The sequence below is a fragment of the Saprospira grandis str. Lewin genome (genome assembly GCF_000250635.1).
Taxonomy (GTDB): domain Bacteria; phylum Bacteroidota; class Bacteroidia; order Chitinophagales; family Saprospiraceae; genus Saprospira; species Saprospira grandis.
Genome location: NC_016940.1, coordinates 540,921 through 560,706, shown reverse-complemented (window position 1 = coordinate 560,706; position 19,786 = coordinate 540,921). Strand labels below are relative to the sequence as shown.

14 protein-coding genes and 1 pseudogene are annotated in these 19,786 nt (G+C 46.2%); 4 read left to right on the top strand and 11 right to left on the bottom strand.

What is annotated here, in order from left to right:
- Positions 1–270 precede the first annotated feature (270 nt).
- Positions 271–1,074, bottom strand: a complete 804-nt coding sequence (gene map, locus SGRA_RS02340) for a type I methionyl aminopeptidase (RefSeq protein WP_014373531.1) — start codon at positions 1,072–1,074, stop codon at positions 271–273.
- A 745-nt stretch (positions 1,075–1,819) separates the two neighbouring features.
- Here map and SGRA_RS02335 point away from each other — a divergent pair.
- Both SGRA_RS02335 and SGRA_RS02330 read left to right on the top strand, forming a co-directional pair.
- On the top strand, positions 1,820–2,392 hold the full coding sequence (locus tag SGRA_RS02335) for a Crp/Fnr family transcriptional regulator (RefSeq protein WP_014373529.1): 573 nt from the start codon (positions 1,820–1,822) through the stop codon (positions 2,390–2,392).
- Between the two features lie 76 nt (positions 2,393–2,468).
- Positions 2,469–2,927, top strand: coding sequence for a DoxX family protein (locus SGRA_RS02330; protein ID WP_014373528.1), 459 nt, complete (start codon positions 2,469–2,471; stop codon positions 2,925–2,927).
- Between the two features lies 1 nt (position 2,928).
- Here SGRA_RS02330 and SGRA_RS02325 read toward each other — a convergent pair whose 3' ends face one another.
- The 7 genes from SGRA_RS02325 to gyrA all read right to left on the bottom strand — a co-directional run bounded on the left by SGRA_RS02325 (position 2,929) and on the right by gyrA (position 12,856).
- Complete coding sequence (locus tag SGRA_RS02325) at positions 2,929–3,915, bottom strand: TPM domain-containing protein (RefSeq protein WP_014373527.1); 987 nt, start codon at positions 3,913–3,915, stop codon at positions 2,929–2,931.
- Between the two features lies 1 nt (position 3,916).
- Positions 3,917–5,899, bottom strand: coding sequence for an OmpA family protein (locus SGRA_RS02320; RefSeq protein WP_014373526.1), 1,983 nt, complete (start codon positions 5,897–5,899; stop codon positions 3,917–3,919).
- 206 nt (positions 5,900–6,105) lie between these two features.
- Positions 6,106–7,035 carry a DUF58 domain-containing protein gene (locus SGRA_RS02315; RefSeq protein WP_041329814.1) on the bottom strand — a complete coding sequence of 310 codons (930 nt, stop codon included), beginning with the start codon at positions 7,033–7,035 and terminating at the stop codon, positions 6,106–6,108.
- Positions 7,036–7,269: 234 nt separating this feature from the next.
- Positions 7,270–7,998 (bottom strand): DUF697 domain-containing protein, encoded by a 729-nt coding sequence (locus SGRA_RS02310; protein ID WP_014373524.1) that lies wholly within the window; start codon positions 7,996–7,998, stop codon positions 7,270–7,272.
- Positions 7,999–8,322: 324 nt separating this feature from the next.
- Positions 8,323–8,961 carry a hypothetical protein gene (locus SGRA_RS02305; RefSeq protein WP_041329448.1) on the bottom strand — a complete coding sequence of 213 codons (639 nt, stop codon included), beginning with the start codon at positions 8,959–8,961 and terminating at the stop codon, positions 8,323–8,325.
- Positions 8,962–9,131: 170 nt separating this feature from the next.
- On the bottom strand, positions 9,132–10,196 hold the full coding sequence (lpxK, locus tag SGRA_RS02300) for a tetraacyldisaccharide 4'-kinase (protein ID WP_041329447.1): 1,065 nt from the start codon (positions 10,194–10,196) through the stop codon (positions 9,132–9,134).
- Positions 10,197–10,279: 83 nt separating this feature from the next.
- On the bottom strand, positions 10,280–12,856 hold the full coding sequence (gene gyrA, locus SGRA_RS02295) for a DNA gyrase subunit A (RefSeq protein WP_014373520.1): 2,577 nt from the start codon (positions 12,854–12,856) through the stop codon (positions 10,280–10,282).
- 516 nt (positions 12,857–13,372) lie between these two features.
- Between gyrA and SGRA_RS02290 the strand changes: the two genes are divergently transcribed.
- Positions 13,373–14,194 carry an autotransporter protein gene (locus SGRA_RS02290; RefSeq protein WP_014373519.1) on the top strand — a complete coding sequence of 274 codons (822 nt, stop codon included), beginning with the start codon at positions 13,373–13,375 and terminating at the stop codon, positions 14,192–14,194.
- Positions 14,195–14,525: 331 nt separating this feature from the next.
- Here SGRA_RS02290 and SGRA_RS02285 read toward each other — a convergent pair whose 3' ends face one another.
- From SGRA_RS02285 to SGRA_RS02275, 3 genes and pseudogenes are all read right to left on the bottom strand, one after another.
- Positions 14,526–14,771: a hypothetical protein gene (locus tag SGRA_RS02285; protein WP_014373518.1), complete on the bottom strand. Its 246-nt coding sequence runs from the start codon at positions 14,769–14,771 to the stop codon at positions 14,526–14,528.
- Positions 14,772–14,886: 115 nt separating this feature from the next.
- Positions 14,887–16,082 (bottom strand): annotated as a pseudogene (locus SGRA_RS02280) (IS256 family transposase).
- A gap of 410 nt (positions 16,083–16,492) precedes the next feature.
- Complete coding sequence (locus SGRA_RS02275) at positions 16,493–18,220, bottom strand: SulP family inorganic anion transporter (protein ID WP_014373515.1); 1,728 nt, start codon at positions 18,218–18,220, stop codon at positions 16,493–16,495.
- Positions 18,221–18,410: 190 nt separating this feature from the next.
- Here SGRA_RS02275 and SGRA_RS02270 point away from each other — a divergent pair, with 190 nt between their 5' ends.
- Positions 18,411–19,745, top strand: coding sequence for a hypothetical protein (locus SGRA_RS02270; RefSeq protein ID WP_245538620.1), 1,335 nt, complete (start codon positions 18,411–18,413; stop codon positions 19,743–19,745).
- Positions 19,746–19,786: the final 41 nt, after the last annotated feature.

Below are 19,786 nucleotides of genomic sequence, written 5' to 3'. Positions count from 1 at the left end.
CTAGGTCTGGCCTGCGGCCACTGCTGTCCATCCCTCAGCCTGCGGCGGCTTCGCCGCCTGCTATTCGCAAAGAAATAGGACCACAAAAATAGAAAAAGGCTTGGGCTTTTGGGGCCTCTGCCTACTTTATTTAGCTCAATCTCCCGCTTTTTTTGACCAAAAGCCGACAAACATAGCCCAACCCCTTATTTAATAACTACTTATGTAAAACGCTCCAACTTTAAGCAAAGTTGGAGCGCTTAGGCTAATGAGTTCTTCTCTAAACAGCTACTAAAGTACTTTGTTGTGCTTTAGGGCCGCTCTTTCTCCCAATACTTCTTCTACATAATCAAAGGTAGATAGAATCTCAGGCTTTCCATTAACTACAGCCACATTATGCTCAAAATGAGCAGAAGGCTGCCCATCAATTGTAGAAATGGTCCAGTTATCTGCCAAGGTATGCACCTTATGCGTCCCCATGTTAATCATCGGCTCAATGGCAATCACCAAACCCTCTTTGATTTTTTTGCCATGTCCCTGCCGGCCATAATTCGGAACCTGCGGGTCCTCATGCATCTTTTTGCCCAATCCATGTCCCACCAATTCACGAACAACACCATAACCTCTTTCTTCTGCCAAAGACTGAATCGCATGACCAATATCGCCAATGCGTTTGCCCTTGCAAGTTTGCTCAATGCCTCTATATAAACACTCCAAAGTAGTATCCAACAACCGCTGACGATCATCAGAAATATCGCCTACGGGAAAAGTATAGGCATGGTCTCCATAAAAACCATTCATCAATACCCCACAGTCTACCGCAATGATGTCCCCATTTTCTAAAGGACGATCAGTAGGCAAACCATGCACTACCTGCTCATTTACAGAGGTCAATAAGGTGCTCGGACAACCATAAAGGCCCAAAAAGCCAGGTTTTCCACCATTATCACGGATAAAAGCCTCGGCCAATTGGTCCAAATGCTTAGGCGTTACCCCAGGCTTAATCTCACTGGCCAACATCCCTAAGGTCTTAGACACCAAAAGGGCACTTTTGCGGACCAATTCTATTTGTTCTTTCGTCTTATAAATAATCATAGCTGCGGATATATATATTTGCTGGCCAAAGGTACAAATTTTTCTAGCGAACCAAGCCCTCCGCTTAAATTATGTCGCAGCTCCCTTCACTAGCTATCTAAATCATTTAACTACTTATGTTCCCGACCTAGCTAGTTATGTTTTTTAGTAAGCGAGTTATGTTCCCGACCTAGCTAGTTATGTTTTTTAGTAAGCCAGTTATGTTCCAGACATAGCTGGTTATGTTTTTTAGTAGGCCAATTATGTTTCAGACCTAGCTGGTTATGTTTTTTAGTAGGCCAGTTATGTTCCGGACCTAGCTGGTTATGTTTTTTAGTAAGCTAGTTATGTTTCAGACATAACTTTTGCCCTTTTTGATTTTGTTACATTATTTTTGTTTTTAACAACTCCCTAACAATTGAGGATTGAAATCCTATTACTGCAGCCTAAAGGCCTCAGCCAATTTTTTTGGTTCAACCCACAGCAATAAAGAGGGCTTTTTCTGTGATTCTCTTACTTCGTCAATAAAATTAGAGGCTGGCTAAATAGAAAATCCCCTCGCAGGAGGGGATGGCGATGACTCTATAGCCTAGGGCCTTGGCCCTAGGGGTGGCCGAAGGCCAAATCGGCCTAGCGATGTGCAGCAGTGGCCCGCAGGGCCAGACCGAGCCAGCTTTGCTGGCGAAGGGCCGAGCGAATAGCGAGCTGCGCAACGTAGCGCCCGCCCTAGGCGGGAGGCCCCAAAAAAAATTAAAAAACTTAGGATATGTGTGAAGAGCTACATCAGTTGTATCGAGAAAAATATGGGATATCGGAAATGGATTGGGCGCTTTTTTCGGCCAAGTTGCTACGGCAAAATTTTGATCGGAAGGAGTTGGTTTTGGCGGCGGGCAAAAGAGAGGGCTATCTTTCTTATGTGGAAGCGGGGATTTTGCGTTTGTATTTGCCTTTGGGCGAAAAAGAATTGACCTTGGGCTTTGTGTTTGCGGGAGATTTTATTTCGGTCTATGATTCTTTTTTGGAGCAAAAGCCCAGTCTTTTTTCGGTAGAAGTAGTTCGGGCGGCCAAGCTTTGGCGCATCAGTTATGCGGATTTGCAGTTGATTTATGCGCAAACGGAGATAGGGAATTTGATTGGGCGGAAAATGGCGGAAGAGTTGTTTTTGCTCAAGCAAAAGCGAGAAATTGCCTTGTTGACTAGGACGGCCGAGCAGCGGTATTTGGATTTATTTGAGCAGCGGCCAGAGTTGATTCGGCAGATTCCCTTGAAATATATTGCCTCTTATATTGGGGTGAGTCCACAGGCATTGAGTCGAATTAGGAAGCGGATCAGCCTTTAGGGCGTTTTTCTTAACCGAGGTTCATTTTATTATTGGTCTTGGGCGCGTACTTTTGAGTCGAATCAAAATACGACTTATGAAACCGCTTATACTCTTAGTTTCTGTCTTTTTATTGCTGCTGTTTATTCAAAAGTGGAGAAAGCAGCCTTTGGCTTATTTTGTGGCTGGGCGCTGGGCGCTTTCGGCCATGTTTCTGTTTACGGCTGTGGCGCATTTTGTCTTTAGCGAGGGCATGGCCCTGATGTTAGCTAGCTATATTCCCTATCCATTTTTCTGGGTATATCTGACGGGAATAATAGAAATTTTAGCAGCCATAGGCCTACAAATAAGGGCCGTTCAGCGACTGACGGCCCTATTGCTCATTATATTTTTGATCTTAATTTTGCCTGCGAATATTTATGCGGCCTTGCAGACTGTGAATTATCAAACGGCTAGTTTTGATGGGCCTGGATTATCCTATCTCTATTTTAGAATTCCCTTGCAGTTATTTTATATATTCTGTTGTTGGTTTTTTGGTTTTGCTAGCAAAAAGTAGTCTACCAGCCTCCAGAGGCGCCACCGCCCCCAAAACTGCCGCCCCCCCAAGAAGAAGAGGAACTGGAGGAGCTATAGCTAGAGGAAGAAGAGCCTGAGTAGGAACTATAGCCGCTGCTGCTATAGCGGCCACTGCCACCGCCACCACCGCCCTTGAAGCTATCCTTGGTCATTTCGGCAAATTGTCCCCGCCAATAGATGGCCCAAAAGAGGAGGAGGGCCAAGTAAATACCGAATTGGGTCCAGACTAAAGTGGGGGTATAAGCAAAGCTTTTGCTGGCAATCAGATAGACGGGCAAAAAACAAAGCCCCACCACCATAAAAAGGTAAATGGGGGCGCCCAAAAGGGCCATGAAAAAGTTAATCCAAGGATAGGGGCGAATGGTTAGTCCTTCATAAAGGGCCGATAAAAAAACGACAATCAAAAAGCTGTATACCACCCAATCAAAGGCCTTGTTTTCGGCAATGAAGGCCTGGGCCGAAAGGCTGCGCTCTGCGCTAATTTCATTGGGCAACCCCTGCAATTGCAATTGGACCATCTGCAGGCCTTGCAAACAACCCTCGCCGAATTGTCCTTGCTTGAAAGCGGGTATTAAAATTTGGTCAATGACTTCTTGGCAGTATAAATCGGGCAGGCGCTCCTCCAAACCATAACCCACCTCAAAACGGACCTTTCGCTCCTCTTTGGCCAAAAGCAAAAGCAGTCCTTGGTTTGTTTCGGCATGGCCAATGCCCCATTTTTCGGCCAATTGTTGGCCATATTGCTCAATGCTCCAGCCGTTCAGATTTTGGACCGTAATCAGCGCAATTTGCACCCCAGCGGTATCATTAAACGCTTGGAGCTCTTGCTCTATCTCTGCCGCCGAAGCCGCATCAATCATCTCCGCAAAATCATTAACGGCCCTATAATTGGCGGGCCGAACTGGAAAATTTTGGGCCTGCAAGCAAACGCTCAGGCCCAAAATAAAACTGATAAAAAGTAGTCTCATGCTAGTCTAAAATTACAAAGCTGGTTCGGCGGTTTCGCTGATGCTCTTCTTCCGTACAACTGTTGCAGTCGCAGCTAGCGGCTGGGCTAGATTCTCCGTAGCCCTTGGCCTGTAGCCGGCTGTCCGAAATGCCCGCCTGAATCAAATATTGCATGGTCGATTCGGCCCGCTTTTGCGATAAACTCTGGTTGTAGCTCTCTCGTCCCCGACAATCGGTATGCGAACCCATCTCAATATTCAAATCAGGGTTTTCATTGAGCAAACGAACCAATTTATTGAGCTCTGCGGCCGCATCTGGCCGAATGTCCCATTTGTTGTAATCAAAATAGACATTTTCAAGCACAATTTCTTTTCCCTTTTCAAAGGGCGCCAACTCAATCTGAATGGCCAAGGTCCATTGATTGGTATCGGCTGGAATATTCAAATTGAAGGTCGAAAGGGTGTCTAAAGCAGTAAAATAACCCGCTTTGGTCGTCTGAAAAAAGTAGGTTTCATTCGTATCCAATTGGCTAAAGAAACTCCCATCTACATCCGAGCCCATAATCCAAACGGTATCTTGGGTAGAAATTCGAACGCTAGCGCCCATAAGGGGATTTTCTTGGGCGGCTTCGCCATTGAGGCTATCGGCGGGAATCACTTCTTTGACCATGCCCGCTAGCAAGAGCTGAAATTCCTTTTCTTCTAAGGTATCGCTTTCAATAGGCTCTTTGGGCAAGGCTTCTGTAAAGGCATAAATATCGTCAGAACCTCGACCAGTATTGCGGTTGGAGCTAAAATAGCCCTTACGAATAATGCTATCTTCTTTCTCGGCATAAGGGTTAACGATTAGGCCAAAATCATCGGCTCCCGAATTGATCGGGGCCTTGAGGTTTTGGGGCTTCACCCAGCGGTCCAAAAGGCGAGGGGCTTTAAAAATATCCAATCCGCCCATGCCCGCATGTCCATCCGAAGCAAAATAAAGGGTGTCGGTATCTAGGGCGGGAAAAACCTCATTGCCCTGCGTATTGATTTCGTTGCCCATATTTTGGGGCTCCGACCAGCGTTCTTCGCTGCTCACCCAAAGCGAAATATATAAATCATAGCCTCCAAATCCTTTTTTATCATTGGCGGCAAAAATGAGCCAACGGCCTTGGGGATCAATGCAAGGGTGCATATAATTGACAAATTTTCCGCCTAGGCGAATTTCCTTGGCCTTAGACCAGCTACTGCCTGCTTTTTCGGCCATCATTAGGCGGCAAAAATCAACGCCTTCCTTTTTATCCGATCCACATTCGGTAAAAAAGGCCCATTGACCATCGGCAGAAAAAACGAGATTGCCCTGATGAAAATCGGGGTCCCAATTGCTGACTTCTAGGCGCTTGAGGCTATCCGTTTTGAGGTCCAAACTATAAAAGTCAAAAAACTTTTTGTTGGTCCATTTATAATTTTTTTTGCCCTCAGACTCTTCTCGGTCCGAAGAAAAAACAAGGGTGTTTTCATTTTGTAGGGCTGGAGAAAAATCGGTAGCATCTGTATTAAAAGGCAAATTTTCGATGCTAAAAACGCTACTATCGGCCAGGGCGAGCCACTGTTTGGCCTGTCGACAGGCCTGAATATATTCCAAATAGCGGTTGGCATCGCCGGCATCTCGGCCCGCTGTTCGGTAGGCCTGAATCGCCAGCTCATAGTCCTCGGCCTGCTGCAACATTTTGGCCTGCTGCAGGGCGGCATCATTGGCATAGCGCAGTTGGCTGGCCTCGGCATACCAATTGGCGGCCTCTTTATATTGGTGGGTGCGGCGGTAAGATTCGGCCAATTCATAGGCCTTTTGGCCCTTGATTCTGTTCTCTTTGGCCTTCTTAAATTCTTTTTGCAGCATCGGAATTGCCACCGAAAACTGCTTGCGTTCATAGGCGGTACTGCCGTCTTTTATCCGCTCGGTATAGCTACAGGCTTGCAGGCTCAAAAGGGCCAAAACAAGCAGGGGAAGCCAATATTTATACATAGATGATTATTTTTTAGGGTAAGATGACTAATCTTTTGGGGCTGCCCACTCGCTTCGCTCGGGTCGGGCTGTGTCAGGGCTCGCAGGTCTGCTCGGCCCTGCGCAAAATTCGCTTTGCTCATTTTGCTGGGTCTGCGGCTTCGCCGCCCCCTTTTCCATCCCTCAGCCGCGGCGCTCCGCGCCTGTAGGACGCAGAAGGACCAATTTTAGCGCATTTTGCTGCGCTTTACCAAATAGGGGAGCAGCACCTGTCTAAAGTCTTCTTGAATGTCTGCCTCTACAAAGTCAATTTTATATTGCAAACACTTTAGCTTAAGGGCTTCCTTATACTTTTTGACCTGCTGCTTATAAAAGTCTTTGAGTTGGTTGGGCTGCAATTTGAGCTTTTCGCCTGTTTCAATATCAATAAACTGATAGGGGCGGTTCTCAAACTCAAAGTCCAATTCGTAGCGCTTGTCTACCACATGAAAAAGGATGACTTCATGTTTGTTATACTTTAAATGCTGCAGGGCCGAAAACAGTTCTTCGCTATCGCCATCTTCAAACATATCGCTAAAGATGACCACCAAAGAGCGGCGGTGGATGCGCTCGGCAATTTCATGCAGGGCTTGGGCCGCATTGGTCCCTTTTTGTCTACTTTTTTGGCTGAGGTACTGCTCGATATAAGAAAAGAGCAAATGCCGGTGTTTGCTACTCGATTTGCAGGGGGTATGTAGTTCTACCTCTTCTCCAAAGACCGAAAGTCCGTAGGCATCTCTTTGTTTTTGGAGCAGGTGGACCAAAGAGCCTGCGGCCAAGGCAGAAAAAGCCAACTTATTCAGATGGGGCGTTTTACTGGCTTTTGGGGCTTCTGGAAAGTACATAGAAGAAGAAATATCGAGAACAATTTGGCAGCGCAAATTGGTTTCCTCTTCAAATTGTTTGGTATAGAGGCGGTCGGTTCGGGCATAGACCTTCCAGTCAATATTTTTGGTCGAGTCGCCTTGATTATAGATGCGATGTTCGGCAAATTCTACAGAAAAGCCATGAAAAGGCGATTTGTGCAGGCCGATAATGAAGCCCTCCACAACTTGTCGGGCCAGCAGGTCCAGATTTCCATGTTGTCGGAGGTCGTATTGTTCAAGAATAGAAGGCATAATTAAAATTTGGTTGGTCCACAAACTAAGAAGTTTTGTGGATTAAGCGAAACGGGATAGCGGATAGAAAAAAATAGCCTTGTCTTCACTTTTTGAAAACAAGGCGCTATCAAACTATTCAAGAGATGGCGTTGATCTATCTTGTATGGATGGGCCATCATTTAGTAGAACGGCCCTCAAACTAAAAAGATAGTCGAGGGCCGTCACTTTTTGAGTATTTTAACAAAGCAAGTCTTATCCTTTGTAGAAATTTTGGATGAGGCGGCCCTTCATTTCTCTAAACTCATTTTCATCGATCACGCCCATTTCTTTGAGCTCGGCTAGTTCTTTGAGTTTTTTGACAATCAGCTCATTGCCATCATTGGCGGGGGCTTCTGTTGTTTTGGGGGTTTCTTTTTCTGCTTCTAGCTCCACTTCTACTTCTACGGTGCGGGCTTTTTCCTCTACAGATTCTTCCTTGGCGGCTTCTTCTGCTTTGGGGGTTTCTTCTTTGGTCTTTTCTTCTTTGCGGATATCCTCGGCTACTTTTTTACCTTTTTCAAACTGCTCATTATAGTAGCGTTTAAAGCGGTCGCTATCAAAGTCCATGAGGTTTCCGCCACTTTCAAAGTGTTGTTTGAAGACCTGGCCCAGGGCATAGGTTGAGGCGGCTGACATAACAGACATAGAAGCGCCACCTAGGGCGGAGCCTACGCCTGGAATCAGTTTAATGAGGGCATTTGCGCCTACTTTAGAGAGGCCAGAGCCGGTAATTGAGGTAATGAGGGCTTTGCCTTCAGTTTCTTTAAAATCTACTTCATAGATGTTGCTGATCGAGCGGATCATATCGAGTTGCACGGCGGCAACGGCTAGAAAGTCAGCAACGGGGAAGGGGATAAAACCGGCACCCATAGACCACATAACGTGTGCACGAATAGTTCTTTCGGCTTTTTGAGCCCGGTCTTTACCATTGTTGTTCGACATTTTTTTGGCGAATTTGTATGCTTTATAAATTGAGTTGGGATCCATCATGTCTAATTGATGATTTCAGCTATAAGATAGTTTAATCTAAGCTAAAAAATGAAGAGATGGGTCTTTTGGTTCCTATTTAAATTCTTTTTAAGAAGTTGGGGGCAAAATAGGGTGGGGCTAAGGGGGATCGGCCCAGGGGCGGGCGCAGCCCGCCCAAGGCCTAGCGATGTGAAGGGGGGCGGCGCAGCCGCAGACCAAGGCCTTTAGGCCGCAGGGCCGAGCAGGCTTGCGAGCCCCGCAACGTAGCGCCGCAAGGCGAAGCCGCAGCGGAGGCCCCTAAAAACCATAATGCAAGCCAGCACGATAGGTAACGGGATTGACATAAGTGGTACCGCTGCGGAGATAATAGATATCGAAAAGGAACTCACTAAAAATGCCTAGGCCATTATCAAAATTGCTGGTATAGCCAAAGCCGATATTGGCTCGGGGCTGAATATCTTGGAAGTATTTGGGCGAATTAGGGCCGCCGGTATAATTGGGATTACTTTCGCGGACATAGAGTTGTTCTAGCTCGCCATGCAGGTAGAAGCTCTCCCAATATTGGGGTAGGGGGCGGATACGGAGAAAGGCCTTGGGGCCGATGAGGTGGATATTTGCCTGGCTCGTCATTTCATACATATAGGTATAATTGATACCTAGGCCAAGGTGGGCAAAACTGCTGATGCGATAGCCGAGATGGGGGCTAAAATCGATACGGAAAAGAGAATTCCAGAGGTCGAGGCCAGCAGAGCTACCAATAAAAAAGCCTTTTAGAGGATTTTGTTTTTCGCCATTGAGGTCGCCGGGGCGATTATTTCGCAGCGGTTTTCGGTCTTCCTCCTTATCATAGACCTCATCATCTAATTGGGCAAAAGAGGAGAGGCTTAGGCAAGAGAAGAGGAGGACAAAGAGGCAGCGGTAAGTCATTATTCTCATATTAAAATTACTTTTTGAGGAACTTTTCAAGAAAGGGGCCAAATTAAGCCTAAAATTTTCCTGAAGGAGAGATTTGAGCGTAGAGGTAGTCAGCAGATTTTTTATGGGGTTTGTTTTTAAAAACGCAGATCAGTGCTTATTTGGTCAAGAAGTATTTTAGGTTTAGCTTTTTAGGTAGAGGGATAGCCTTTTTTCTTATAAATCACCTCAATAATAGCCCGCTGAAAAGCGGCGGCTTGCCCAAAGGCAATTTCTACCTCAATAGGCAGAACATAGATGGGCTGTTGCTGGGCCCAGCTAGCCAAACGGATGCTGTCTTTTTCGGTAGTGAGCAGCCGCGCCTTAGGCCCAAGTTGTTTTAGGCTTTGCTGGATATTTCGCCAATCTTTTTCGCTATACAAATGGTGGTCGCCAAAGGCCATTAGTTTTACGTTTAGTCCTTGCTGCTCTAGATATTGGACCAAAGGGCCAGGTTTGGCAATGCCCGTCAATAATAAAATGGGGGCATCCTTAAAGCTCGCTAAGTCTTGTTTTTCATTGGGGGCTGCCAACAAATAAGTTTGTCCATAACGGAAATAAGAAAAAAAGACCTTTTGATGGGGGAGGGGCTGCAGTTGTTTCAAAAACTGCTGAGCAGCCTCTTCCTTCAAGTCTGGCGGACACTTACTAACAACAATAATTTTTGCCCGCTTATAATTAAAGGCAAACTCTCGCAAGCGGCCAGCGGGAATAGGGGCATCCTTAAAAAAAGGTTGGGCATAAGTGGTCAATAATAAGTAGGCATCGGCCATTAGAGGCCAGTGTTGCATGGCATCATCTAAAATGACGAGCTCGGTAATAGGGGCTTTTTGCAAAATGGCCTGCATCCCTTCGGTCCGCTTTTCGGCCACCACAAAAGGAATCTGAGGAAACTTCTTATGAATTTGCAAAGGTTCATCGCCTACTTCTTCGGCGCTAGAGTTTAAGCTCAACCAACGCAGCCCCTTGCTTTTTCGGCCATAGCCTCGACTCAGTACAGCCAAATGATGGTAGCTGCCCATTTGCCGTAGAATATATTCTACATGCGGACTCTTTCCGGTGCCGCCCATAGAGAGGTTGCCCACCACCAAGCTTGCCCGCTCAAATCGCCGACGTTCCCAGATGCCCTGCCGATAGCCCCATTTAATGAGTTCTACTATGCTACCGTAAATTAGGCCCAGGGGCCAAAATAAATACTTGAAAATGCCGTAGCCCATTTTTGCCTTAAAGATAATCAACCCTAAAAAAAAAGCGAGCCCCTTTTAGAGACTCGCTAGATAATTTATCCATCAAAGGCATCCTACTCTTCTGTAGGAGCTGCAGCTTCATCGCTGCTTGCCTCGCCTTCTTCTACCATATCTTCCTCTTCTCCGCGGTCGGCATCCTTAATTAGGGCCACATCGGCAATGGCATCGCCACCTTTGAGGTTGATGAGTTTAACGCCCTGCGTAGAGCGCCCATTGATTGGCAGTTGCTCTACCGTAAAGCGAATGGTCAAGCCCGATTTGTTGATAATCATCAAGTCATCTCGGTCCGTAACGGCCTTAATGGCAATCAGTTTACCCGTTTTCTCGGTCAATTGCATGGTCTTGATTCCCTTACCTCCACGGCTTTGGATGCGGTACTCTTCTAGTTCAGTACATTTACCCAATCCATTTTCAGAGATGTTGGCAATCTTTTTCTCCTCTTCGCCTTCGGCAAAGGTAATCATGCCAATGAGCTCGACCCCTTCTTCCATTCTCATGCCTTTTACGCCCGCAGCCATACGGCCCATAGAACGCACATCTTCTTCCGAGAAGCGAATCGCCTTACCATTGCTGGCCGCCAACATAATTTCTGACTTACCATTGGTCAATTTTACTTCTAGCAGCTCATCGCCTTCCTTAAAGGTAATGGCATTGATCCCGGCCGAACGTGGACGAGAATAGGCCCGCAAAGGCGTTTTCTTCACCAAGCCCTTGCGGGTGGCAAAGGTCAAGAAGTGGCTATCCAAGAATTCATCATCCTTAAGATCTTTCAAGACAATATAAGCCTTTACCTTATCATCTTCTGGCAGCTCCACAAAGTTCTGAATGGCTCTTCCTTTGGTGCTTTTGCCCCCTTCTGGAATCTCATAGACCCGCTTCCAATGACAACGCCCTTTTTGCGTAAAGAGCAATAAGTAGTCATGGGTGTTCGAGACAAACAAATGCTCCATAAAGTCCTTATCACGAGTAGCCGCCGCCTTAGATCCTCTACCGCCTCGGCTTTGGGTCTGGTATTCGCTACTTGCCGTGCGCTTGATATAACCCAAATGAGAAATGGTCACTACCACTCGCTCATTCTTAATCATATCTTCAATAGAGATTTCTCCAGCAGCATGGGTGATGTCCGTCAAGCGCTCATCGCCATATTTGGCCACCACTTCCTGTAGTTCTTCTTCAATGATGCTTTCTCGACGCTCAGCACGAGCCAAAATGTCTTTAAGGTCCTCAATTTCGGCCATGATGCCCTTAAACTCCTCCTGCAAACGGTCTCTTTCCAAGCCCGTAAGGCGCTGCAAACGCATATCCAAGATAGCCTTGGCCTGCTTCTCAGATAGTTTGCCCCCTTCCAAAGGAAATTCAGCCAAGAAGCTATCCAAAGCATCTCCCTTAGGCGAAAAGTCAAAGTTCATTAAGGCTTCTCGGGCCTCTTCCCCATTCTTAGAGGCTCTAATCAAAGCAATCACCTCATCCAAACGGTCCAAAGCCGCCAACAAACCAATCAAGATATGCGCCCGGGCTTCATTCTTCTTAAGGTCAAATAAACTGCGGCGCTCAATGACCTGCATGCGGAACTTCACAAATTCCACAATCAATTCTTTCAAACTCAACAAACGAGGGCGACCATCAACCAAACAGATGTTGTTCACCCCAAAAAAGCTTTGTAGAGCCGAGTATTTATAGAGCTTACTCAAGACTACCTGAGCATTGGCATCTCTGCGCAAAATAATCACAATGCGCATCCCCTTGCGGTCCGACTCATCGCGGATGTCCGTAATACCCTCAATCTTTTTCATATTGACCAGTTCCGCAATCTTCTGAATGAGGTTGGCCTTATTGACCTGATAAGGGATTTCCCGCACAATAATCGCTGTGCGACCATTCACTTCCTCTACTTCGGCCTTGCCTCGCAAAGTAATACGTCCACGGCCCGTTTCAAAGGCCTGACGTACCCCCTGCGTACCATATATAGTACCGCCTGTAGGAAAATCGGGGCCCTTGATGTATTGCATCAAGCCCTCGACATCAATTTCTTTGTTGTGCAAATAAGCAATAATGCCCTCGCAAACCTCTGTCAGGTTATGAGGCAACATATTCGTCGCCATCCCCACAGCAATCCCTGAAGCCCCATTCACCAACAAGTTGGGAATACGGGTGGGCAAAACGGTAGGCTCTTGCAAGGTGTCATCAAAGTTGTACTGATAATCAACGGTTTCTTTTTCAATATCCGCCAACATCTCCGCACTGATTTTAGCCAAACGGGCCTCCGTATAACGCATAGCCGCAGGGCTGTCGCCATCTACAGAACCAAAGTTTCCTTGGCCATCTACCAAAGTGTAACGCAAAGACCAATCTTGGGCCATACGCACCATGGTATCATATACCGAGCTATCGCCATGTGGGTGGTACTTACCCAAAACCTCCCCCACAATACGGGCAGATTTCTTATGGGCTTTGTTATGTACCAAACCCAATTCATGCATACCATACAACACACGGCGATGAACTGGCTTGAGACCATCGCGCACATCAGGCAGGGCTCTCGAAATAATTACAGACATAGAGTAGTCAATATAAGCCGACTTCATCTCGTCTGTAATGTTAATAGGGACAATTTTCTGTTCTGGATTCATAATATCTAAAACGCTCTTTTGAGACTAATTTTTTTATTTCTTTTGGGGCCACCGCTAAATATATGGTAGCGGCGGTTACTCCTTTCAGTCGTCGAACTGCGGTCTAAAGACCTTGTTGTCGTTCTGCAGCTCGCTGCCTTTTTGGGGCCTCCGCCTCGCTTCGCTTGTCGGCGGTTACTCCTTTCAGTCGTCGAACTGCGGTCTAAAGACCTTGTTGTCGTTCCGCAGCTCGCTGCTGTTTTGGGGCCTCCGCCTCGCTTCGCTCCTCGGCGCTACGTTCCGCAGCTCGCTATTCGCTCGGCCCTTCGGCGCAAAGCGCCTCGGTCTGGCCCTGCGGGCCACTGCTGCACATCGCTAGGCCAGGCGGCTGCGCCGCCTCCGAAACCTTAATTCTAAGCGGTCTGCAAGATAGCTATTTTATGCTATTTTTTATAACTTATCTCAGGGTATTTCCCCCCGCAAAAGTCCTAGTTTTACTAGTACTTTCCTATTTTTTTGGTATACAAATTTAGCCTTATGCTCAAATGGAGTTTTCTTGTTTTTATCGCTTCCTTTTCCTTGATTAACAGGCCCTTATTTGCTCAGTTTAAACGCTTTAATATTGGCCCTAAAAGCTATAAGCTCCAGCTCAAAGCAGAGTACTCACTCTCTGCCGGGGCCGTCTGGGCTATTGGCCCTTTTGCCCAACTCAAGGACCAAGCAGAGGCTGCCGATGGGGCTAACTATGGCGTTTTTACCGAAGCTAGAATACAGTTCCGCTCTAGCCAACACCCCCTCTGGATCCCTCAGTTGCAAGTTGGCTATATGCAGTTGGGCCAGCAAAATGAAAACTGGAAAAAACAGTATAACCTATTAGAAGCAAAAGCGCAAGATTGGTCCAACCTTTATTTTATGCCCGGCCTGAGCTTTCAAGGCGGCCACTGCCTGCAGTTTCAACTCCGCCTAAATGCTGGGGCTTTTGTCCTTTGGGGCTGGAACGCCCAAAGAGGAATACTCAACGCAAACGAACAATTGGACCGCTATAGCTGGAGCTTTTCGCCAGCCGTGGGCGGAGCCATAGAACTAGGCGCTAGCCTGCAATATCGCCTCAATAAAAGATGGACCCTCTTTAGCGATTTTGCCTACTTCAGGGGCCGCTCTGGCCGAGAAGGTAGCCGCCGCCGACAACTCTTTGCCCTAGATCGCCAACAACAAGCCCTAAGTCCCCCGCTCTTCGAGCTAGACGAACTCTTTTTGCAAAGGGTAGACTGGAGCAGCCTGAAGCTAAGCCTAGGCCTCCGATATAGAGCCTTTAAGTATTTGCATAATCCCAATAAACGCTATTGGAATTATTATTAGGGCTGCTTTCTAGACAAGGATTAACCAAATCCTAGCCAGCTAAAGACCCAAATTTTATTCTAATACACAAAATGAGTCTGTTTAAAATTTTGTGTTTCCCCTTTTTGCTACCTAGGGACAAGCCCCTAGGCTAGCTTTTTCAGACAGCCCTCTAAAGAGGGCCTTTGGATAAGCTACTTCTCTGCGATAACAACTGAACAAGGCCTTGTATACCAATAGTTGAGGCCCTCGCAGAGGGCTGACTCCATTGGATTAGCCTAGGGGCTTGTCCCTAGGCGATGAATGGCTGAATCCCGCTTTTGAGCATTAAGCTAAAGGCCCAAATTTTATTCTAATACACAAAATCCTGAACAGTCCCTGAACAGTCCCGAACAGTCCCATGGTCAATGATGTTTGGGGCATCATCAACGACGGCTGAACTATGGTCAATGATGTTTAGGGCATCATCAACGACGGCTGAACTATGGTCAATGATGTTTAGGGCATCATCAACGACGGCTGAACTATGGTGAATGATGTTTGGGGCATCATCAACCATACTAAAAAGGTCATTCTTTAACTCTTTGAATAAGTTCATTAGGCTAGTGCTTTAACTTATTGCTAACAATTGGACCTTTTTCAGGGGACTGTTCAGGATTTTGTGTATCAGAATAAAATTTGGTCAATAGAGACTAGGAGGCGAGTGGTAAAATTTAGATGACCCGGTCAGGGAAACAGACACAAAGCTGGCTGAAAACTTTGGTCCAACCAGCTCGTTTGACCTTCCATCGTTTTTGAATTTGCATAGCGGCTAAATAGATAGATTTTATGGCCGCAGCATCATTTGGAAATGAGCGTTTGTTATTGGTATATTTTCTCAGGCCAGCATTAAAGCCTTCAATAATATTTGTGGTATAAATAAGCTTTCTGATTTCTTGAGGATAGTATAAAAAGACAGTGAGATTGTCCCAGTTTTTCTCCCAAGATTTAATGATGTAAGGATAGCGATCACCCCATTTTTCTTCAAAATCTTGAAGCCGATTTCTGGCCTCAGCTTCATTAGGAGCTGTATAAATGAGCTTAATATCTTTGGCCACTTTTCTTCTATTAGAGGCTTCAACAACCTTCATAGAATTGCGAATTTGATGGACCACACAAATTTGATGAGCTGCCTGAGGAAAGACGGCCTCAACGCTTTGGTCCAAGCCAGCTAGATTGTCTGAGCAGATAAATAAAACATCCTTTACCCCTCTTGTTTTAATGTCATTCAAAGTTGTGGCCCAATTTGCAGCAGTCTCTTTTTCAAAGAGATACATGCCAATAATGTCTTGATAGCCTGCTAAATTAACCCCAAGTACAATCATGCAAACCTTGCTTTTAATCTGCCCATCCTCTCTAATTTTATAGTGAATCCCATCAATCCAAAGAATCGCATACTTCTCATCAAGAACCCGATTTTGCCACTCTCGAATACTATCTAAGAGGCTATTAGTAATGGTTGTAATTTGACTCTTAGAGTACTGCTGACCATAAATTTCATCCATATACTCTACTATATCAGACAGGCTCATACCTTTAGCATACAATAGTGTAATCACACTCTCCAGCTTAGCCGTCATCGATTTGTGTTTGGGGACTGTTACAGGGTCAAATTTACCCTCTCGATCTCTTGGTATTTCTATTTGTAATTTGCCACTTTCCGTCTTGATCTTCTTTGAAGAATGGCCATTTCTGCGATTTTCTCCTTGGACTTCTTCGCCACGAGCATACCCTAAATGCGCTGACATTTCTCCTTCTAACAAACTTTGATTCCTCGTTTTTTGAGGTCATCTGTTAGCTTGTCTAGCTCCTCAATGTTCTTCACATCTCCTAGTAGGCGGTTTAATAACTCTTCTTGTTTCTTGTCCATAGCGGTACTTTTTTTCTAAGTAATTAAATTGATATTAAACCTCCTAATCTTTACCCCTTTTTTAGCCCATACACAAAATTTTAAACAGTCTCGTCATTCTTTAACTCTTTGAATAAGTTCATTAGGCTAGTGCTTTAACTTATTGCTAACAATTGGACCTTTTTCAGTGGCCGAAGCGGAAGGCCCAGCTAAAACATAGTTGTTGAGCGGCCTAGCGATGCGCAAGGGGGCGGCGAAGCCGCAGACCAAGGCCGTCAGGCCGCAGGGCCGAGCAGACCTGCGAGCCCTGAAGCGTAGCGCCGCAAGGCGCAGCCGCAGCGGAGGCCCCAAAAAAACCTTCAGAAAAAGCATAAAAAAACGGCTAGCAGGAAAGCTCCCACTAGCCGTTAAACAACAGACATTAGAACAGCCTAGAGGCTATTTTCGAGTACATATTCATCATGTTCGCGGCCATCTTTGCCATCGGCGGCATCTACAGCGGCCTGAACATCAATAAAGAAGTTTTCGGCACCAATATGCTCGATAATATGGCCCCGATAAAGGGCATCTCGAACAGGGCCTTTGGCGCCAGCCACAAAGAAGTTGATCTCTTTATCTTGGATTTCCTTGGCTACATCTTCTAGGGCGTGCATGGCACTAGAATCAATAGCGTTGATACTTTCGGCATTGATAATAATCGCTTTGAGGTCTTCGCCAGCTTCTTCGGCTAGTTTCTCGATGCTTTCGCGGAAGAAAGTGGTATTGGCAAAATAAAGCTGTGCATCAAAGCGGAGGATGAGCAAGTCGCTGCGCTCTTCTAGTCGGTCAAAGCGTTTTATGTTACGGTAGTGCTTGCTGCCAGGAATGCGGGCCAAGATGGCCAAATGGGGGCGAGTAGTTTGGTAGATAATGCTGAACAAAGAAACCACAACACCCAAGCCAATACCTTGTTCGATACCCAAAGAAAGGGTAGCCACAAAAGTGAGGACGAGCATCCAGAAATCGCGGCGATCGGCTTTCCAGAGGTGGATGGCTTCATTATAATCAATAAGGCCAAATACGGCTACCATAATTACAGAGGCCAAAATGGCTTTGGGGAGGTAGTAGAATAGGGGGGTAAGGAAAAGCAGCGTAAGAACAATCAGGGCGGCAGAAAGAATAGCTGCTACACCAGTTTTAGCTCCAGCTTGGTCATTTACTGCCGTACGAGAGAATCCTCCTGTGGTGGGGAAGGCCTGTAAGAAAGAGCCGCCAATGTTGGCGAGTCCAAGACCAATAAGTTCTTGGTTGGGGATAATCTTATAATTTTTGTGTTTGGCCTGAATGGCTTTAGCTACGGCGATAGACTCCATAAAGCCCACTAGCGAGATCGTCAAAGCGATCGGCAAAAGCTTCTGGAAGTTTTCTAGGCTAAAGGTAGGCACTTGAGGGGTAGGCAAACCGCTGGGCACCTCTCCAACAATCTTAACACCGGCATCAAAAAGGCCCATGCCCCAAACGGTAAGGATACCAAAAACTACGGCAACCAAAGGGCCAGGGATATTGATCCCCATTTTTTTATTGAGCTTTTTGAGGGCCAAGATAATGGCCACGCCGCCTAGGCCAATCATGAGGGTATACATATTGGTTTCTCCAGCGCGCTCAATGGCTTGTCCAATGATATCGTGCACATGATGCGAGCGCTTTAGGTCAATACCCAGCAAATGCTTGAGTTGCGAAAACCCAATAATCAGGGCGGCGGCAGAGGTAAAACCACTAATCACCGGATGAGAAAGGAAGTTGACCAGAAAACCCATACGTAAAACCCCAAGGGTGAATTGGAAAATACCCACCATTAGGGCCATCATGATCGCCAATTTAATAAACTCATCAGGATCTTGAGTAATGGCGCCTACTCCAGAAGCAACCAACAAAGATACCATAGCAACAGGCCCCACAGCCAACTGGCGAGAGGTCCCCAAAAAAGCATAAATGATCAGCGGAAGAATAGAGGCATAAAGTCCATAAATTGGAGGCAAGCCGGCCAACATTGAATAAGCCATCCCTTGAGGGATCAACATCACGCCCACGGTCAAACCTGCCGATAAATCGCCTTTTAGGTCGTTTTGGGAGTATTTGGGAAGCCACTCTAAAGCGGGTATAAATTGTTTGATATCCATAATAATTTGTACTTTAATGCTGTAAAAGAGGTCAAGAATTCTATTGAGGCGTTCACTCTATGAACAAAAGTAGTTTAGACTATTTTTAAAAAAGGTGACGTCTATCACGATTTGACCAAATTGTTCACTGAATTTCCCATTTTTTATGCAGGATCCCCAAATAAAATCTTTGCTCGAGCAGCTAAAACAAATGCAAAACCGCATTGAGGAAGAAAGCTTTAGCCAAGAAGAATATAAAGAGCTGGGCCTTTCTATGGGCCTGAGTTATACGGATTGGGATAAATTAGAAGCGGCCTACCAAGATTTTACGGCTAGGGCCAAAGGCTATATTCAGCATGGCTTAGGAGAGGAGGCCTTGTTGGAGCTGCAGCAGGCTCGCTTGATTCGCCCTCAGGGAGAAGACCTCGCCCTCTTGATGGCCCAGGCGCATCTGATTTGTTTTCAAGAAAAGGGAAATAGTTCGGACCAAAAGGCCGTGAAGTTATGGGCGCAGCAACAGCTACAGCTCAATCCAGAAGACCAAAGAGCTATGCAGCTGCTGCTGCAGTTAAAAGAAGAAGAAAGGCCTTTTAGGGCCCAAAATGCAGCTCCTAACTTTGATTTGGGACGGCCTGCCGCAAGCCGCCCTAAAAAGGAAGAAGACAAAAGGCAAAAAAGAATCAATGCTTTTGTTTCCTTATCCATTGTCTTGGGAGTGCTTATTGCCTATTTGGTCCTCATGCCTGGCTACAGCAGCGAAAGCGAAATAGAGCGAGAGGGCTTTCCTGAAGTGGTCGCAAGAGAAGCCTATAGCGGCAGCAGCCAGTCGATTTCTAGCCGTTGGGAAAAAGGCAGTATGATTGCCGGAGATGGCGAGATTGTGGGCTTATCTGCCGAACTAGAAACGATCTCTCGGGCAGAGGAAAAGGAGTTTAGTTATTATCTAAAGGGCTATTTCAAGCTCCTGAGTTCGGGCAGTGGGAGCGTAGTGGCTTGGCTGCATTATTTGGACCAAAACGGGGAGAAGCTCTGGAGCAGCCCACTCACTTTTGATATTCCAAAAGGAGCCCAAATGGGCGATTATGTGGCCATTCAAGAGCTGCATCAGGCCTATGGCGACCCACCTCCTGTTGCAGAGATTTTGTTGGAGCTAGAGTTGGTCAATATTAAGGAAACTACTAGCCCAATGCTTCCCAAATCCCTAAGGGTATTTCCCGAAAAGCTAAACCAGAAGTATTTCTTTAAGGCGGAGGCTGTGGCTAGTGAATTAAGCTATAACCAATTTTCCAACTCTGTTTATCATCATTTGAGTTTGCGCCTCAAGCAGTCGGCCAGCCAATCTATTCAAAAGCTAAAGGCAAACATTATCTATCTAGATCAGCTCGGCCAGCCTATAGATAAGCAGGAGCTGCTGTTGCTTGGCCCTAAAGATTCGCCATTGAGCAATCGCTATCCTTATATTAAGGCCTATCAAATCAAAACGGCCTTACAAAATGCCGAGGAGATAGCCGATTATCAAATAGAGCTTTTAGAGATTGAGGATTAGGGGCTGCCCCTCGCTTCGCTCGGGTCGGGCTATGCGGCAGC

Bases quoted from the DNA above. Each gene is read 5' to 3' on its own strand.
- map (WP_014373531.1), bottom strand. From the start codon at position 1,074: ATGATTATTTATAAGACGAAAGAACAAATAGAATTGGTCCGCAAAAGT.
- SGRA_RS02305 (WP_041329448.1), bottom strand. From the start codon at position 8,961: ATGAGAATAATGACTTACCGCTGCCTCTTTGTCCTCCTCTTCTCTTGC.
- SGRA_RS02275 (WP_014373515.1), bottom strand. From the start codon at position 18,220: ATGGATATCAAACAATTTATACCCGCTTTAGAGTGGCTTCCCAAATAC.
- gyrA (WP_014373520.1), bottom strand. From the start codon at position 12,856: ATGAATCCAGAACAGAAAATTGTCCCTATTAACATTACAGACGAGATG.
- SGRA_RS02290 (WP_014373519.1), top strand. From the start codon at position 13,373: ATGCTCAAATGGAGTTTTCTTGTTTTTATCGCTTCCTTTTCCTTGATT.
- lpxK (WP_041329447.1), bottom strand. From the start codon at position 10,196: ATGGGCTACGGCATTTTCAAGTATTTATTTTGGCCCCTGGGCCTAATT.
- SGRA_RS02270 (WP_245538620.1), top strand. From the start codon at position 18,411: ATGCAAAACCGCATTGAGGAAGAAAGCTTTAGCCAAGAAGAATATAAA.
- SGRA_RS02320 (WP_014373526.1), bottom strand. From the start codon at position 5,899: ATGTATAAATATTGGCTTCCCCTGCTTGTTTTGGCCCTTTTGAGCCTG.
- SGRA_RS02330 (WP_014373528.1), top strand. From the start codon at position 2,469: ATGAAACCGCTTATACTCTTAGTTTCTGTCTTTTTATTGCTGCTGTTT.
- SGRA_RS02285 (WP_014373518.1), bottom strand. From the start codon at position 14,771: ATGAACTTATTCAAAGAGTTAAAGAATGACCTTTTTAGTATGGTTGAT.
- SGRA_RS02335 (WP_014373529.1), top strand. From the start codon at position 1,820: ATGTGTGAAGAGCTACATCAGTTGTATCGAGAAAAATATGGGATATCG.
- SGRA_RS02315 (WP_041329814.1), bottom strand. From the start codon at position 7,035: ATGCCTTCTATTCTTGAACAATACGACCTCCGACAACATGGAAATCTG.
- SGRA_RS02325 (WP_014373527.1), bottom strand. From the start codon at position 3,915: ATGAGACTACTTTTTATCAGTTTTATTTTGGGCCTGAGCGTTTGCTTG.
- SGRA_RS02310 (WP_014373524.1), bottom strand. From the start codon at position 7,998: ATGTCGAACAACAATGGTAAAGACCGGGCTCAAAAAGCCGAAAGAACT.